Origin of the sequence: Exiguobacterium sp. s40, from assembly GCF_018617905.1 — a bacterium.
Lineage (GTDB): Bacteria > Bacillota > Bacilli > Exiguobacteriales > Exiguobacteriaceae > Exiguobacterium > Exiguobacterium mexicanum_A.
This window is the reverse complement of sequence record NZ_JACSLC010000005.1, coordinates 1-15,142: the sequence shown is the minus strand read 5'-3', so window position 1 is coordinate 15,142 and position 15,142 is coordinate 1. Positions and strand designations below refer to the sequence as shown.

Below are 15,142 nucleotides of genomic sequence, written 5' to 3'. Positions count from 1 at the left end.
TTGTAATCCTGCCAAGACGGGCGATTCATCTCCCACCTACGCTGGGCTTCGCCCCGAGACGCTTAGAGGAGGGAGAATTCTCGCCTAATTTAGTTAAAATGATTCCTATGTAAGTGTAACATATGTCACTCTAGTTTAGAATCATTTTAATTTAGACAATTGCCACCATTGAATCGTCATAATCGTCTTCGCGTCGGTGATGCGTCCGCTCGCGAGTAACGCGACCGCCTCATCGAACGTGAAGCGCTGGACTTGTAAAAATTCGTCTTCATCGAGGTTCATTGCGCCCGAAGTCAAGCCATGCGCGACGTAGACGTCGACCCGTTCGCTACAAAAGCCTGGCGCACCGTAAAACGAGAAGATTTTTTCGAGCGTCTCGGCCGTATAGCCCGTCTCTTCTTCAAGTTCACGTTTCGCGCTCGCGAGCGGCTCCTCACCGACTTCTAGTTTTCCGGCCGGAATCTCGAGCGACATCGATTCGAATGCTTTCCGGTACTGTTCGACGAGGACGATGCGATCGTCTTCATCGACGACGAGCACGGCGACGGCCCCGTTGTGATAGACGAGTTCGCGGACCGACGTCCCTCCGTTCGGGAGTGACACGACGTGTTTCTCCACGTTAAAGATCTTTCCTTCGTAAATGACTTCCCGTTCAATCGTTTTCTCTTCCATTGTATGTACCCCTCACCTTTTCCTATATACTGTAATTATGATTCATATTGACAGACGGAACAAGGAGGAATTATCAATGGCAGAGTTAGGATTAGGAACTATGTCGATTTTGAAACATAGCGAGGCGGAAGCGCGACAGATTTTAGAGGCCGCCTATGCGACTGGCATCCGCCACTTTGATACGGCCGACGTCTATGACCATTTCGAAGTGGAACGTCTTGTCGGCTCGACGTTCGCCGGACGCCGGAACGAACTGTTCTTGACCAGTAAAGGCGGGAATGAATGGACAGGAGACGGAATGCGTTGGAATCCAGCCCCCTCCTATTTAGAACAGGCCCTACACGATTCTCTCGAACGCTTACAGACGGATTATTTGGACTTATATTACGTTCATGGTGGTACGATGGAAGACGACCTGGACGCGACAATCGATTTCATGCGTCGGCAAAAACAAGCCGGGGTCATCCGACAAATCGGCCTCTCCTCGATTCGTCCGAACGTCATCCGCTACTGGCTCGAGCACGGGGAGCTCGATGTCTTGATGACCCCGTACTCCCTGCTCGACCGCCGCATCGAAATGCTCGAACTCGATATCCCGATCGTCGGGCGCGGTCCGCTCGCCAAAGGCATACTGACCGACGAATGGTCTGCCCGCTTGTCAGAGAAGGGCTTTGAATCTTGGACTGAAGCGGAGTTGCGCGACTTGATGCCGACGATTCCCGAACCGATTCAAGCGTACGCCCTCGCAGCCGCGGAGCGGACATGTGCCGTCGTCCTACCGGGCGCGTCCTCGGTCGACCAATTGAACGACTTGATCGCCGCTCATCAATACGGCGTCGATTCGCACAAACTCGACGATCTGTTGAACCGGCTGCCGCTCCAACCCTACACAAAACATGCGACCTGAACGTCAGGTCGCATGTTTGTCTCGCTGTTTCATCTGTTCGATGGCCCAATCGGCCCAACCGGCGTAATTTTCCATCATCCGGATCGCGTACTCGCTCGTCAGTAAATAACCGAGCGTGTCAGTCTCGGACTGATGGGCTGTTTGAAACGCCCGAATCTGGTGAGCGACTTGTTCATGGTGCGCTTTCGTCTCCTCGACGTAACGGATCGCCTCATCGAGTGGGAGCAACTGCAACAGGCTGACCCGGAGCAAGTTCTCGTCTTTCATCTTCGGTTGATACGAGGTCGGTTGCCGCAGCCAATCGATCAATTCTTGACGTCCCGCCTCAGTGATTGAATAAATCTTTTTATCCGGTAAATCATGTTGGGCGACGTGCTCAGAGGAGACGAGTGCCTCGTCTTCCATCTTTAACAGTTCGCGATATATCTGTGTATGATGGGCGTGCCAAAAATGAATCATTTGCGCTTTGAACGTCGCGTTCAAGGCATAGCCGGTAGCGGGTTGATGGGTCAATAACCCGAGTAGTGCATGACGTAACGCCATAACCATCACCTATCCCTTGCGGTTCTATTTTTATAAGTGTATCACATATTGCCATGCGACCGAGAATGCCAATCGGTTGACGCCCGTTGCGAATACACAGACAATATATGTGAAGGGAGAGATTTTATGAAACCGATCCAATCTGATCAACAATTCCAAGAGGCCATCCAAGATAAAGGTATGGTCATCTTTACGACATCATGGTGTCCCGACTGCCGTCGTCTTGATATGTACGTCGACGAACTAGTCAAAGATTATCCGCAGTTCAACTGGTACGTCGTCGACCGCGACGAGTTGCCTGAACTGTCGGACGCGCAAGAAGTCCGAGGCATCCCCTCACTTCTTTTCTATCAAGAAGGCGTCAAACAAGAACACCTCCACTCGGCGAACGCCAAGACGGAGATGCAAATCCGCTCGTTCCTGGATACGTTGAACGCGTAAACAAAAAGACGGCCGTCGTGGTCGTCTTTTTTTGTTCACTTGAAGCGCTCGATATAACGCCGGTCGATGCGCCGCTTTAGCCAAAACGGCAGACGACCGTGCCATGTCAGCTTCCCGAACGTCAAGAGTGCCCGTCCTGGGGTCGTCAACAAAATATTGAGCGACGTCCGCGATTTGAACCGGCGTGGCGTACCGAGCAGTTGACGGGCGACATGCCGACCCGAACGGACGGCATCGACACCACCGTTCAATCGGGCCGCCATATCCCCGGTGATATAAATCTCGCGGTAGACCGGGTGTCGCAAATCGTCTTCCGTGTCGATGAACGCCCCATCGTCCGCAAGTCCGGCCTCAGACCAAAACTCATCAGGAACGACACCGGTCGCGTCTAAGACGAGTCCCTCTGTCTGAGTCCCTAGTTGGAACGACGTCAGAATGAGCATCACGCCGCTGCGGACGAGACGCCGCGCCATCTGTCGCCCGACATGACGGGGAAGTTCGGGTAAGATGTCACGAGCATAGAGCGTCACGCGTTGCTTCTGTCTGATGCAAGCGAAGGCGAGTTCGACTCCGGCTTTGCCCCCGCCGACGATCGTGATCGCGTCACTCTGTAAAATCTCGTCCAGCATGTTTGTCGTCATCGGTTTTAACCGGTTCCCGATCCCACGACTCTTCGCACCGGTCGCGAGCACGAGGATGTCATATGCGACGTGGCCGCGATCGGTTTCGACGAGGCGCGCATCCGGATCGAGACCGATCAGGCGCTCGGCGACGGGAGAGACGTCACGACGCAACCGCGTCGTCGCCGATTCCATCTCGCCAGCGATCACTTGAGGAAACGCACCCGTATAAATCGCCTCTCGTCCACCGATATACGACACTTCGTAGTTTTCGTTAAGCGCATCGAGGTGTTCTAGAATCTCGAGCTGCCCATGACCGAGCCCGACCAAGACAAGGCGCGGCTTCATCTTAGAATCCGCCTTGCTTCAAACAAACGTTGGAGGATCGTGAACACTTCAAGCACGAGGAAAATCGTCGCGATGACGCCGATCCATGTCGGGAAAAGAATCATGAGCGTGAACAAGATGAAACATTCCGTCCGCTCCAAAATACCAGGCTGATAATAAAATGATTTCTCTGAACGGCGTGAGCTGCTCGCCCCGACGGCGAGGAATAACGTCATCGCCACGACGAACGACCCGAGCAAGAGCAGGAAGATCGGCATATGTTCAGGATGTCGTAGCGCGAGCGCGATGACGACGGCAATCTCGACGATGCGGTCGAAGACGAGGTCGAGCACCGTGCCGAACCCCGTCTTTTGGGAGCGCCGGGCCATCGTCCCATCGAGGACGTCGAAGAGACCCGACACCCATAACAGCAACACGGCCGTCCACAACATATCGTTATAAATGAACAGACCGACCGAGACACCGATGATGCCTCCGAGGATCGTCACTTCGTTCGGGGTAAAGTTCCATTTCAAAAGCCGATCGGCCCCGCGCTCGATGACGGGACGGACGAAGCGGCTACCGTATGTGTCTAACATCAAATTCCTCCTTGTTTCTGTCGCAAATAATACGTCTCGCCGACTTTGAACGATTTGCTCCGCGGTAAGATGACATATTCCCCGGTCGGGCGTCGATACTCGCCGAAATGATGCCCGAAGCGAATGAACGTCCGGACGAGCACGATCGAATCGGACGTCGGCTCTGTCGACACGTCGATATCGGTCGACGGAAGCAGCGTACCGCTCACTTCGACAAAGTCACCGAACGTCGACTCCGTCTCGGATAAACGTCCCGGCGTACCGGTCACCAGAACCCGGCCCGTCTCGAGCAATGTCACCCGGTCGGCGACGAGCATCGCTTCTTCCCGGTCGTGGGTCACAAGGAGCGCCGTCAACTCGAGTTCACGGACGAGGTCACGAATCAGTCGTTGCAACTCGGATTTGAGACCGGGGTCGAGGTTCGTGAACGGCTCATCGAGCAGAATGAGGCGAGGCGCGGCCGCGAGCGCCCGGGCGAAGCTCGCGCGTTGCTGTTCCCCTCCAGACAATTCATGAATTTCAGCGTCGTATCGGCCGGGAAGCTTGACTCGGGTGAGCCACGCTTCCGCTTCTTCCCGTGACCGGTTCGGCGTGGCGAGCGTCACGTTCTCGCCGACTGTCAGATGCGGGAACAAGAGCGGGGATTGGGACAACATCGTAATCCGGCGCAAGTGAGGCGGTACCCCATCGAGCGGTATCTCCTCCCACGTCACCGACCCGGCATCAAGCGTCTCAAGTCCGGCGACGATGCGGAGCAGTGTCGACTTCCCGGAACCGCTCACACCCACGAGGGCATGGATTTCTCCGTTCGGGATAGTGAGATCGATGCCGCACAACACATTGCGGTCTTTAAAACGTTTTTGTATTCCTGACAATACCAAGCTCATTGCAAACGCCCCTTCACCAATCTAATCCAGATGCCAAACATCGCACCGAGCCCGATATAAAATAAGACCGGCAACGAGACGAGCACCCATGTATTTTGTAACGCCAATGAGACGTCATTGCCTGCGTAGGCCTGATACAGTCGCGTTGTGACCGTCGGGACGAGTCCGGCCCCGATCAATTGGACGAGCACGAATTGACTCAACACGATGACGGTCGAGAACAAGACGATCGTCCGGACCGACTCTTTCATGAGCGGGAATAGGACGAACCCGATCCGGGTGAGCGGCGCGAGCGTCAGTGACTGTTCGAGGAGCGGTCTCCCGATCACGTACATGGCGTTGTATGCCAATCGAATCGAATACGGCAACGTCGTGACGAGTAGGACGAGCCCGACCCCCGTGTACGTCCCGATGAGTCCGACTTGGGCGAGGGCGATATACATGCCGAACATGCTCGCCAAGACGGGGATAAACAATGGCAGAAACGTGAGCCATTCGACCCACGCCTTCCATTTCGACTCGGTGAACAAGAGCCACCAGGCCGTCCCGATGCCGAGCCAAACGTTGATGAGCGCCACGGCGACCACGTAGACGACCGTGTTCAAAATCGCCTCGTCCCACGTGAGCGACGTCGGGAACGTCAAAAACAACCCGACGAATGGAAAGACGACGAAACAAGCGACGAAAAGTCGACTCATCGTCTCACCCCCCGTTCGATTCGGCGTCTCCGCTTAGCCGTCAAAGCGTAGGATGCGATGACGCCGCTGAAGATGAAAAATGTCCAAGCGAGCGCGACCGCATACGACTCGAATGCATTTAAAAACAGCCCGGTCGTCAACCGTTCATACGCGAGCACCCCGAGCAGTTCGGGGAATGTGACCCCCAATAAGGCCGGCACTTCATAAGCGAACGAAATGAACGCGACGAGCACCCAAAACGAGTCGAGGAGCGGTTTGACGAGGAACGGCCATTCGGCCACTTTAAATTGTTCGAACGGCGTCAGTTGAAGCGTCTTCGCCATGTCGACGTAACCCCGATTCAGTTGGGCATACGTCCCGATTACCATCAAAAACACGAACGGCACCTCTTTCCAAACGTACGTCAAAATGACGACGAGGTGGTGACGTTCGTTCGCCTCCACCACCCCATAGAACGGGAAGCCACTCGAGAACAAGACATAAAATAAATACGCGGCCGCGACGTGCGGCACGAACATCGGCCATTTGAGGAGTGATGCCAGCCACATCGAACGCCTCATATAGATCGTCCGGGCAAGCCACGTCCCAATCACGAGTGAGAGGAACGTCGATGTGAGCGTCACGTACAACGTCACCGTCAGGCTCGCACGCCACGCCGCCTCGTTCAACTCAGACCAGTCAAATCCGACGGTCTCATAGAGCAGGAAGGCGACGCCGGTGAATGGCAATGCCAAAACGATTAAACTAAGCCATAGACTACTTCGCGACACGATCCCACTCCTCACGAATCGCATCAATCACGGCCGGCCCATAATCGGGAATCGATCGTTCGGCGAGACGTTCCGGATCAGGATAGGTGACACCGTCATCGAGCTTCAAGAAGGCGTCACGGTCGGCCGCATCGAGTTTCGTCAAATCGAGCGATGTCCCGTCCCCCCAATACGTCGCGTCTTGTTTGGCGAGCTGGGCTTCTGGTGACAGTAACTCATTGATGACGACGAGCGCACCGTTCGGATTTTTGGCGTTAAACGGAACGGAGAGAAAATGCGTCGAGGCGATTGAATGCTCGAGCACGAGTGCCCGTGTCCCCTTCGGGAACACGCCGTCGTTGCGTTCCGCCTCGGCCCGGCGCTCATTGAAGCCCATCGTCATCCAGACGTCACCTGCGGCGTACAACTGGTCGAGTTGGGCGAGTGACTTCGGATATGTTGACCCTTGTTTCCAAAGGGTCGGCGACCACGTCGCAAGCTTCTCCCAGAACGCGTCTGGAATCTCTCCGTCACCGGCCGCAGTCCCATACTCGGCGTAGAGCAGATGGCGGACGAACGCGTTGCCCGTGAAGTCTGTCACTTCAGGATACGTGAAACGGCCCGGATTTTCTTCGGTCCAACGATGTAATTCGTCGAACGTCGTCGGCGGATTTTTCACTTTGTCCGCATCATAGTGCATGACGAACTGCACGTTCCCCCAGGCGACCTCGAGCCCGTCGGTCGGGGTGCCCGCATCAGTTGCCTGGGCTTCTTCGTTCAACAGCGCGGCGTTCGGGATTTTGTCGAGCAGGTCGCCTTGGAGCAACTCCGCCTCGGCGGCGTTACGGAAATTGTCTCCGTTGATCCACATGAGGTCGATCGTCCCTTCTTCTCGATTTGCCCGCTTGTCGAGCGACAATTGGCGCACGAACTCGGCCGTGTCCATCGGGACGCGGTTCAACTCCACGTCATACGTCTGTTTCAGGCGGGGCGCGACATACTCATCGATGTAGCGATTGATGCCGTCATCGCCTCCCCACATATAAAAATTGACCGTCGACTGTTTCGCTTTCTCGGCTGCCTGTTCGAACGTCGGTGCGATCTCGGCGCGCGTCGTCCCGCAGGCAGCGAGGAAGATGAGTGACAGCATCAAGCCAAATTGTTTCAATCGGCGCATCGTGTCTCCCCCTTTTTTCTCTATGTTGGCGCATTTACTTTCTGTCAAATCCCCGTTTTGCGAGCCGTTCGAACATGACCGGGCACATTGCGTACAGTTTCGCGCCAAGTTCCATCCACCACGGGGCGTTCACTTCACGTTTCGACGCCTCACACGCCGCGACGACACGTTTCGCGAGATGATCGGGATTGAGCATAATCGATTTCACGCTCGCCTCGTAACGTCCGCTCTTGTCGGCCCGGAGAAAAAACGGTGTCGCGATCGGACCCGGATTGACCGTCAACACATGAATCCCTTCCGGCTTCAGTTCCAACCGAAGCGCGTTCGAGAACTGAAGTAACGCCGCCTTTGAACCGGCATAGACGGCCGACTTCGGCGTCGGTACTTTCGCCGCTTGCGAGCAGACGTTGATGATCGTGCTGCCGCGGCGCATCGACCGGGCACAGTCACGTGCGAGCATCATCGGGGCGATCGCGTTCAAGCGCATCGTCTCCTCGATGACGTCGGTCGATTGATCGACGACCCGGTCGAACTCACCGATACCGGCATTGTTCACCCAGACGTCGATCGGCCCGTATGTTCGTTCGACGTTTGCCACGAGCGTCTCGTATTCGGTACAGACGTCGGCGACGAGCCAATCGGCCGATAGTTTCGTGCCGAGTTCACGCAAACGGTCCTCACTTCGTGCAATCAACGTCAATCGGGCACCCGACTCATAAAAAGAATGCGCCAGCGCGGCCCCAAAGCCGCTCGACGCACCCGTGATGACAATATGTCTCATTCCACAAATTCCTCCGCTCTCATATAGATCCATTTCCCGTCCGTCAACCGTTTGACGACGCGGCCACGTTCCTCGAGCAATGTCAAGCGCGCGAACACCTCACTGAAGACGAGCGGCATCGCCCGACGCATCTTGCGGCCATAGAGGCGCATCGACCAATCGAACACGCTCAACCCGTCGACCCAATCGGCGAGCAGCAACTCACTCCGTTCATAACGCTGGGCGATGCGCGTCTCGATCAACGGTCGCGGTTTTTGAATCGGTTCCCCGTGCCCGCTCACGACGAGCTTCAAATCGACGTCTTGAAGTTTTCGGAGCGAATCGAGATACAGGACGACCGGTGAGGCAAACCCTTCCTCCTCGTACGGTTGTTCAATGAGCGGGTTCGGTTCGACCGTATCGATCAAATGATCACCCGCGATCAAGACACCGCCTGGACCAAGCAGACCGAGCTGGTCACTCGCATGACCAGGCAGATGGATCGTCTTCCATGCCCCGTCACTCGTCACATCCTGACCGTCCTCGAACGTCATCGTGACGGTCGTCGGACCGATCCAACGCAACGCTTCCCGATAATCAGGCAGTTTGTTCACAATCGACTCTGGTGTACCAAACCAGTGCGCCAGGTCGTGTAAGAACTGATTGCCCCGTTTGATGAAGTTCGGTGTCTGTTCCAAATAGCGAACGAGCTTCTCGTGTCCATATACAGGGATCGAGGCGTCACGCAAACGCCAGGCCTGCCCCGCATGGTCGGCATGATGGTGCGTCAAAAATAAAAAATCAATATCCGCGAGATTCAGTTCGAGCTCGGCCAATTGTGTCGTCAATGAAGTCCACGCCTCTTCCGTGTCTGGTCCACAATCGACCATGAAGAAACGGTTCATATGTTCGACGACATAGACGTTCACGTTGCCGACCTCGAACGGCGTCGGTATATCGAGTCTTGCCAGTTGGCTTGAAATCCAGTTCGCCACGTCCCCACAACCCCTTCCACCTATCTTCACTCATTATACCTGTCGATCAGAACGGATTTCAATCACACAAAAAAAGGAGAGGATTTCTCCTCTCCAATCACTTATAAGTTGATGACGGTAACTTTATCGCGTGTCATCGTCTCGAGGCTGCGTCCAATCCCTTGGACCCCGAGGCCTGATTGCTTCACGCCGATGAACGGGAAGTGGTCAGGGCCGCGTTCTGTGCGACCGTTCACTTGGACTGTACCGACTTCGAGCTTGTCGGCGACCGTGAAGGCGTTGTTCACGTTTTGTGTGAACACGCTCGCTTGGAGACCGAACTCTGATTCGTTCGTGAGTTCAATCATCTCGTCGAGCGACTTGACGCGGATGACCGGCAACACCGGTCCGAACGGCTCTTCCCAAGCGACGCGCATCTCACGCGTGACGTGGTCGAGGAGCGTCGGATGAAGGAGGTTGCCGTCGCGCTCGTTTCCGTGGACGACCGTCGCTTGTTTGTTGACGGCGTCGTCAATCAAACCTTGGACGTAATCTGCCGACTTCTTGTCGATGAGTGGGACGATAAAGCTGTTATCGACCGGTGAGCCGACCGTGAGCTTCTCGACACGTTCTTTCAACATACCGACGAGTTCGTCTGCTTGATGTTCGAGCACGAACACGCGCTTGATCGCCGTACAGCGTTGTCCTGAATACGAGAACGCCCCGCTGATGATTTGATCGGCCGCCAGGGTGAGGTCCGCATCTTCGAGGACGAGGGCCGGATCTTTCCCGCCGAGTTCGAGCACGACAGGTACCATCGATGCTTGTTGTGACAAGTGTTGACCTGTCCCGGTACCACCTGTGAACGTGATCATGTCGATGCCAGGGTGTGACGTCAAGTAGTCACCGATGACCGACCCGCGTCCTGTGACGAGGTTCAATAGACCGCTCGGAAGACCTGCATCTTGAAGCGCCTCGACCATTTTCACGCCGCTGATAGCGCCTTGTGTCGCTGGTTTAAACACGACCGCGTTACCAGTGATAAGAGCCGGTGCGATTTTGGCTGCTGCCAAGTTGACCGGATAGTTGAACGGCGAGATCGCGAGGACGACACCGAGTGCTTCTTTCTTGATGATCGCCATCTTGTTCTTCGAACCGCCCGGGAATGAGTCGCCTTGCATGAATCCGCCTGTGAAGCGAAGTCCTTCTTCCGCCGTATAGCGAATGATTTCTGCTGTCCGGACGACTTCTTTCTTCGCATCGCTCAAGTTTTTCCCGACTTCGCGCATGATGATTTGACCGATCTCATCTACGCGCTCTTCGAGTTTGTCCGCCCAAGCGTACAACAGTTCGGCACGCTTGTTGACAGGAAGCGCCGCCCATTCCTGTTGTGCGCTTTTCGCGCCGTGAATTGCCTCATCGACTTCATCACGAGACATCGCCTGGACATGTCCGACGACTTCTTCTGTATAAGGTGAAACGAGTTCGATTGTTTCGTTCGTTGTTGATTCCTGCCATTGTCCATTAATTAAATATGGATACGTGTTCATACTCATAATCTCTATCTGCCTCCTGAGTAAGCTTTGATATCTCGTTGCCACCCCCATTGTATGCAAAATCAAATCGGTAGAACAACTATAAAGATTCAGTTTATGTAATGTAAACGGTTACTCGTCAATTTTTTGTCAATTCCGCCTCGACTTTGACACTTTCAACTGTAGATGTTCATCAAATCGACCGATAGAAAGGAAGAGAGTACGTGAACTAGGAGGGACCACCAGTGAGCATGGATCATAATATTTTACTTGAGGCAGGCACGAACGAATTAGAAATCGTCATTTTCCAATCTGGCCCGTTCATTTTCGGGATCAACGTCATGAAAGTACGTGAAATCATCACGATGCTTCCCCTCACCCCGCTACCGGGTACCCCGGAAGCGATCATGGGGCTCATCGAGCTTCGCGGCGAGGTCATGACCGTCATCGATTTACCAATGGTCATCGGTCACCCGCGTGACGTTGGAGAGAACGACCGCTTGATCGTCTGTGAGTTCAACGGAGAAAAGTCGGTGCTCCGCGTCGACCAAGTGACCGAAATTAAACGAATCTCATGGGAACAGATCGACACGCCGTCCGATCTCGCGCGCGGCATGCAAGGCATCACGAACGGGGTCGTCAAAACGGGAGACCAGATGATTATCCTTCTCGATTACGAGCGGATTGCGCTCGAATTGTCACGAAAGGATATCATGGCCCGCGAATCGGTCAAACGGCTCGGTGCCCGGGAACGGTCGAACAAACAAGTGTGGATCGCGGAAGATTCAGAGATGTTACGGACGCTCATCATCGACACGCTCGACGATGCCGGCTACTTCAACACGACGATCTTCAACAATGGAAAGGAAGCGCTCGATGCGTTCGAACAGAGCGACGTTCATTGCGACCTTCTCATCACCGACATCGAGATGCCGCAAATGGACGGCTTGCATTTGACGAAACGACTCCGTGAGATGGACCAATTCGCCGACCTGCCGATCGTCATCTTCTCTTCACTCATCTCGGATGATTTGAAGCATAAAGGCGACGCGGTCGGGGCGAACGCCCAGATCACAAAACCAGAGATTGGCATGCTGATCGCCACACTCGACGAATTTTTAGCTTGATTTGAAAAACGGGATTTCGCCTCGCGGCGGAATCCCGTTTTTCCTATGGCAACTCGTTCAAGTGGGCGTCCCATTCTTGATCGAAGCGATGCATATCGGCTTCAATCTCATCGAGAATCGGTTCGAGGTTCGACGTCTCGTTCGTCTCCCCAGCCATTTCAAGCTGATGGAATCGAGCGGCCGTCTCGTCGAGCCCGACAGAATAAGAGGCCCCTTTCAACAAGTGGGCAAGTTGTTCGATTTGTTCGTGATTTCGTTCATGCACCATCTGTTTCAATTCAGGGAACTTCGCCTCGAATTGACGCACGTACGTATCGGCAATCTTTTTCAAGAATTCTTTATTTCCGCTAGCGATTTGATGGAGCTCCGCCAACTTTTCTTCGTTAAACAGAGCATTTTGGGGCGTTTGTGACAACTTCATCCCTCCTTTGACTCATTCCTACTGCCATTCTTTCCCACTGTAGCATGTTTTCGAGAAAAAACAAAAAAACTCCTCCTTTTCCGATTGCACTCTCTCAATCGCCTACCTATAATTAGGTTGAGCTAAGGTAGGAGGAACATTATGCTAACGATTTACCGTACCGACGCATCTGGGCGTGTCGACGAAATCGACGACTTTGATAAAGGAAGCTGGATCCAACTCGTCAATCCGACGAAAGATGAGGCTGATCAAGTCATCGCCGCCTCCGGCATTCCTGAAGACTTCGTCTACGACCCGCTTGATATTGAAGAAAAACCACGATTTGAAAAAGATGATGAGGGGCTCCTCATGATCATCGACGTACCGTACGTGGAAGAAGATGATACGGGACGCGCCTACAACACGATTCCACTCGGTATCATCGTCACCGGCCGCCATTTCATCACCGTCTGCTCACGAGACCTCGACGTGCTCAACCTGTTCGCCAACGGAAAAGCCCGGCTGTTCCGAACGAACTATCGGAGCCGGTTCGTCTTCCAGATTTTGCATCGAGTCAGCATGACGTACTTGCGTTTCCTTCGCCAAATCGACCGGCGCATGGACGAGCTCGAGCAAGAGTTGCAACGTTCGATGCGAAATCAGGAAATCTTTCAATTGATGAACTTACAGAAGTCGCTCGTCTATTTTATGACCTCACTTAAAGCGAACGACAGCGTCCTCGACCGCATCGTCAAGACACCGAGCCTCGAGAAGCACGAGGAAGACGAGGAATTGCTCGAAGACGTGTTCGTCGAGCACCGCCAGGCGATGGAGATGGCGTCGATCTATAACGACATCATCAGCATTAAAATGGACGCCTTCGGTTCGATCATCTCGAACAACGTCAACTTCGTCATGAAGTTCTTGGCCTCGATCACAATCGTGCTGAGCATCCCGACGATGATCTCTGGGATATTCGGGATGAACGTTCAAGTCCCATGGGAAGGCCAATCGATCGGTTTCGTGTTCGCACTCGCGATGATGGTCGGCTTCTCAAGCCTCGCCTTTTATATTTTGTGGCGTAAGCGTTATTTCTAAAGAAAAGGAGGGTGTCGCCGGCTACGGTGACACCCTCTTATTTACATCAATTTGACCGTGACGAGACAGAGGTCATCGTCGATCTCGATTTTAGGAACGAGCTGTTCGGCGACATGGCGCGCGTAGTCGAGCCCGTAGGACGCGATGTCCTTCTCGAGCCAACGGATGCCGTCATCGATATCTTTGCTGTAACATTCCATCAGCCCATCCGTATACATATGCATCGTCATACCCGGCTCGATGTCAATCACGTTTGACTCATAGTTCGGCTCCTCGAACATACCGACCGGCACTCCGGTCGTCTCGAGGCGCGTGACGCCTGTATCAGACGTCACGATGACCGGCGGATGTCCGGCGTTGACGTACTCGATTTGACGCTTCGTCGTATCGATATAGCAGTATACGGCCGTGAAGTAGCTCTGCATGTCCTCTCCCGAGAACAAGAACGTCATCTGGCGGTTCAACTCGCTCATCACATCGACCGGATATTGGACGTTGCCGACGAGGCCCGGTAAAATCGAACGAATGCCCATCGTAATCAACGCCGACGACACGCCATGCCCCATCACATCAAAGATGATGACGCCGTAGCGATCAGGTGCGACCTGGAACCAGGCATACATGTCACCGGCCAGTTTTTTAGACGGCAAATACAAGGCCCGGACGTCAATCTCATCGTTACTGATCGGTGGGGTCAAGGCACTCTGTTGAATCTTTTGCGCGAGATCGAGGTCATATTGAAGAAGTGCCTCATATTTCTTCCGTTCATCCACGGCTGCTTTATAGCGAAGTGCCGAACGGATTCGTGCGAGCAGTTCCGTGATTTTAATCGGTTTCGTCGTATAATCGGACGCCTCAGCGTCAAGTCCTTCCGCAATCTGCTTTTCTTCGGTGCGGCCCGAGACCATGATCACGGGCAATTCCTCGTAACCGGTCATCTGTCGAATCCGTTTGCATGTCTCAATCCCAGAAATCCCTGGCATCTCGACATCAAGCAGGACAAGGTCGTATAGCGACGGGGCTTGCGGATCCGTCAGGAGCGCGAGCGCATCTTCACCACTTGAGACCGAAATCGTCTCATAATCATGTTGATGCAATAATTGTTCGAGAACCATCGTATTGACCGGTTCGTCGTCCACAATCAAAATCGCCATAGTCATCCCTACTTTCTCTGTCAGTGTTCTTCTGCATATTATTGTATCATATCTAATCGCCTCATTAGGTATTTCAATGCTGTGACAGTTCGAAGTACCCGAAAGATGGAGAATCTCTTTCGTTTTTGGCATACTAGAAGTACGAAAGCGAGGAATGGCCCATGGGATGGATTTTTGCAGTGAGCGGTTTGATTATCTTGCTCGTCTTGATTGCCTCGATCGTCGTCATTCAAAAAGGATACGCCTACAAAGACAACAAAGACGACATCGTGCTCGATTACGAGGAGATTAACCGCCGCATCACCGAAGATGAGCAGCAGAAAAAATAAGAGGCTGGGACATAACTCAGTAGATTTATAACAAAGAGGCCCCCGGGAGCGACTTGTGAACTGAACCCCGAATGATGGACACTTGAAAAAAGTGCCTCACTCGGGGTTTTTCGTGTGCGCACGAATCGCTATAATGAACCTATTC

At 53.8% G+C, this 15,142-nt stretch carries 18 protein-coding genes; 5 read left to right on the top strand and 13 right to left on the bottom strand.

What is annotated here, in order from left to right:
- Positions 1–141: 141 nt before the first annotated feature.
- The gene (locus tag KNP02_RS05945; RefSeq protein ID WP_214707568.1) at positions 142–672 is read right to left on the bottom strand and encodes an NUDIX domain-containing protein; all 531 of its coding nucleotides are present in this window, start codon (positions 670–672) and stop codon (positions 142–144) included.
- A 76-nt stretch (positions 673–748) separates the two neighbouring features.
- On the opposite strand from KNP02_RS05945, the gene KNP02_RS05940 reads away from it, so the two are divergent.
- Positions 749–1,579 (top strand): aldo/keto reductase, encoded by an 831-nt coding sequence (locus tag KNP02_RS05940; RefSeq protein WP_251129147.1) that lies wholly within the window; start codon positions 749–751, stop codon positions 1,577–1,579.
- 3 nt (positions 1,580–1,582) lie between these two features.
- Here KNP02_RS05940 and KNP02_RS05935 read toward each other — a convergent pair whose 3' ends face one another.
- A complete protein-coding gene (locus KNP02_RS05935; protein WP_214707564.1) occupies positions 1,583–2,122 on the bottom strand; it encodes a PadR family transcriptional regulator in 540 nt (179 codons plus the stop codon).
- Positions 2,123–2,248: 126 nt separating this feature from the next.
- Here KNP02_RS05935 and KNP02_RS05930 point away from each other — a divergent pair, with 126 nt between their 5' ends.
- Positions 2,249–2,563 carry a thioredoxin family protein gene (locus tag KNP02_RS05930; RefSeq protein ID WP_214707562.1) on the top strand — a complete coding sequence of 105 codons (315 nt, stop codon included), beginning with the start codon at positions 2,249–2,251 and terminating at the stop codon, positions 2,561–2,563.
- A 35-nt stretch (positions 2,564–2,598) separates the two neighbouring features.
- Here the strand turns inward: KNP02_RS05930 and KNP02_RS05925 are convergent, their stop codons facing one another.
- The 9 genes from KNP02_RS05925 to KNP02_RS05885 all read right to left on the bottom strand — a co-directional run bounded on the left by KNP02_RS05925 (position 2,599) and on the right by KNP02_RS05885 (position 10,913).
- Entirely contained in the window at positions 2,599–3,531 is a 933-nt protein-coding gene (locus tag KNP02_RS05925; RefSeq protein WP_214707560.1) for an NAD(P)/FAD-dependent oxidoreductase, read from the bottom strand.
- Positions 3,528–4,109 (bottom strand): CDP-alcohol phosphatidyltransferase family protein, encoded by a 582-nt coding sequence (locus tag KNP02_RS05920; RefSeq protein ID WP_138859314.1) that lies wholly within the window; start codon positions 4,107–4,109, stop codon positions 3,528–3,530. The genes KNP02_RS05925 and KNP02_RS05920 overlap by 4 nt, the downstream gene beginning before the upstream one ends.
- Positions 4,109–4,996, bottom strand: coding sequence for an ABC transporter ATP-binding protein (locus tag KNP02_RS05915; protein ID WP_214707558.1), 888 nt, complete (start codon positions 4,994–4,996; stop codon positions 4,109–4,111). Before KNP02_RS05915 ends, KNP02_RS05920 begins: the two co-directional genes overlap by 1 nt.
- Entirely contained in the window at positions 4,993–5,694 is a 702-nt protein-coding gene (locus KNP02_RS05910) for an ABC transporter permease (protein ID WP_214707557.1), read from the bottom strand. The genes KNP02_RS05915 and KNP02_RS05910 overlap by 4 nt, the downstream gene beginning before the upstream one ends.
- Complete coding sequence (locus tag KNP02_RS05905) at positions 5,691–6,464, bottom strand: ABC transporter permease family protein (RefSeq protein WP_214707555.1); 774 nt, start codon at positions 6,462–6,464, stop codon at positions 5,691–5,693. Before KNP02_RS05905 ends, KNP02_RS05910 begins: the two co-directional genes overlap by 4 nt.
- Complete coding sequence (locus KNP02_RS05900; protein ID WP_214707552.1) at positions 6,451–7,620, bottom strand: ABC transporter substrate-binding protein; 1,170 nt, start codon at positions 7,618–7,620, stop codon at positions 6,451–6,453. The genes KNP02_RS05905 and KNP02_RS05900 overlap by 14 nt, the downstream gene beginning before the upstream one ends.
- A gap of 34 nt (positions 7,621–7,654) precedes the next feature.
- Complete coding sequence (locus KNP02_RS05895; RefSeq protein ID WP_214707550.1) at positions 7,655–8,401, bottom strand: SDR family NAD(P)-dependent oxidoreductase; 747 nt, start codon at positions 8,399–8,401, stop codon at positions 7,655–7,657.
- Positions 8,398–9,375 (bottom strand): MBL fold metallo-hydrolase, encoded by a 978-nt coding sequence (locus KNP02_RS05890; RefSeq protein ID WP_214707548.1) that lies wholly within the window; start codon positions 9,373–9,375, stop codon positions 8,398–8,400. The genes KNP02_RS05895 and KNP02_RS05890 overlap by 4 nt, the downstream gene beginning before the upstream one ends.
- Before the next feature lie 101 nt (positions 9,376–9,476).
- Positions 9,477–10,913, bottom strand: coding sequence for an NADP-dependent glyceraldehyde-3-phosphate dehydrogenase (locus KNP02_RS05885; protein WP_138860294.1), 1,437 nt, complete (start codon positions 10,911–10,913; stop codon positions 9,477–9,479).
- A gap of 227 nt (positions 10,914–11,140) precedes the next feature.
- Between KNP02_RS05885 and KNP02_RS05880 the strand changes: the two genes are divergently transcribed.
- Positions 11,141–12,016 (top strand): chemotaxis protein CheV, encoded by an 876-nt coding sequence (locus tag KNP02_RS05880; protein ID WP_034777893.1) that lies wholly within the window; start codon positions 11,141–11,143, stop codon positions 12,014–12,016.
- Between the two features lie 43 nt (positions 12,017–12,059).
- Here KNP02_RS05880 and KNP02_RS05875 read toward each other — a convergent pair whose 3' ends face one another.
- Entirely contained in the window at positions 12,060–12,437 is a 378-nt protein-coding gene (locus tag KNP02_RS05875; RefSeq protein ID WP_214707546.1) for an Hpt domain-containing protein, read from the bottom strand.
- A gap of 141 nt (positions 12,438–12,578) precedes the next feature.
- On the opposite strand from KNP02_RS05875, the gene KNP02_RS05870 reads away from it, so the two are divergent.
- Positions 12,579–13,514 (top strand): magnesium transporter CorA family protein, encoded by a 936-nt coding sequence (locus tag KNP02_RS05870; protein ID WP_034777898.1) that lies wholly within the window; start codon positions 12,579–12,581, stop codon positions 13,512–13,514.
- Between the two features lie 41 nt (positions 13,515–13,555).
- On the opposite strand, the gene KNP02_RS05865 is transcribed toward KNP02_RS05870, so the two are convergent.
- The gene (locus KNP02_RS05865) at positions 13,556–14,668 is read right to left on the bottom strand and encodes a PP2C family protein-serine/threonine phosphatase (RefSeq protein WP_214707543.1); all 1,113 of its coding nucleotides are present in this window, start codon (positions 14,666–14,668) and stop codon (positions 13,556–13,558) included.
- A gap of 161 nt (positions 14,669–14,829) precedes the next feature.
- Between KNP02_RS05865 and ytzI the strand changes: the two genes are divergently transcribed.
- The gene (gene ytzI, locus KNP02_RS05860; RefSeq protein WP_131436521.1) at positions 14,830–14,997 is read left to right on the top strand and encodes a YtzI protein; all 168 of its coding nucleotides are present in this window, start codon (positions 14,830–14,832) and stop codon (positions 14,995–14,997) included.
- Positions 14,998–15,142 lie beyond the last annotated feature (145 nt).

Coding starts and splice junctions, on each gene's coding strand:
- KNP02_RS05870 (WP_034777898.1), top strand. CDS start 12,579: ATGCTAACGATTTACCGTACCGACGCATCTGGGCGTGTCGACGAAATC.
- KNP02_RS05920 (WP_138859314.1), bottom strand. CDS start 4,109: ATGTTAGACACATACGGTAGCCGCTTCGTCCGTCCCGTCATCGAGCGC.
- KNP02_RS05945 (WP_214707568.1), bottom strand. CDS start 672: ATGGAAGAGAAAACGATTGAACGGGAAGTCATTTACGAAGGAAAGATC.
- ytzI (WP_131436521.1), top strand. CDS start 14,830: ATGGGATGGATTTTTGCAGTGAGCGGTTTGATTATCTTGCTCGTCTTG.
- KNP02_RS05865 (WP_214707543.1), bottom strand. CDS start 14,668: ATGGCGATTTTGATTGTGGACGACGAACCGGTCAATACGATGGTTCTC.
- KNP02_RS05930 (WP_214707562.1), top strand. CDS start 2,249: ATGAAACCGATCCAATCTGATCAACAATTCCAAGAGGCCATCCAAGAT.
- KNP02_RS05895 (WP_214707550.1), bottom strand. CDS start 8,401: ATGAGACATATTGTCATCACGGGTGCGTCGAGCGGCTTTGGGGCCGCG.
- KNP02_RS05925 (WP_214707560.1), bottom strand. CDS start 3,531: ATGAAGCCGCGCCTTGTCTTGGTCGGGCTCGGTCATGGGCAGCTCGAG.
- KNP02_RS05900 (WP_214707552.1), bottom strand. CDS start 7,620: ATGCGCCGATTGAAACAATTTGGCTTGATGCTGTCACTCATCTTCCTC.
- KNP02_RS05935 (WP_214707564.1), bottom strand. CDS start 2,122: ATGGCGTTACGTCATGCACTACTCGGGTTATTGACCCATCAACCCGCT.
- KNP02_RS05940 (WP_251129147.1), top strand. CDS start 749: ATGGCAGAGTTAGGATTAGGAACTATGTCGATTTTGAAACATAGCGAG.
- KNP02_RS05880 (WP_034777893.1), top strand. CDS start 11,141: ATGGATCATAATATTTTACTTGAGGCAGGCACGAACGAATTAGAAATC.
- KNP02_RS05875 (WP_214707546.1), bottom strand. CDS start 12,437: ATGAAGTTGTCACAAACGCCCCAAAATGCTCTGTTTAACGAAGAAAAG.
- KNP02_RS05910 (WP_214707557.1), bottom strand. CDS start 5,694: ATGAGTCGACTTTTCGTCGCTTGTTTCGTCGTCTTTCCATTCGTCGGG.
- KNP02_RS05915 (WP_214707558.1), bottom strand. CDS start 4,996: ATGAGCTTGGTATTGTCAGGAATACAAAAACGTTTTAAAGACCGCAAT.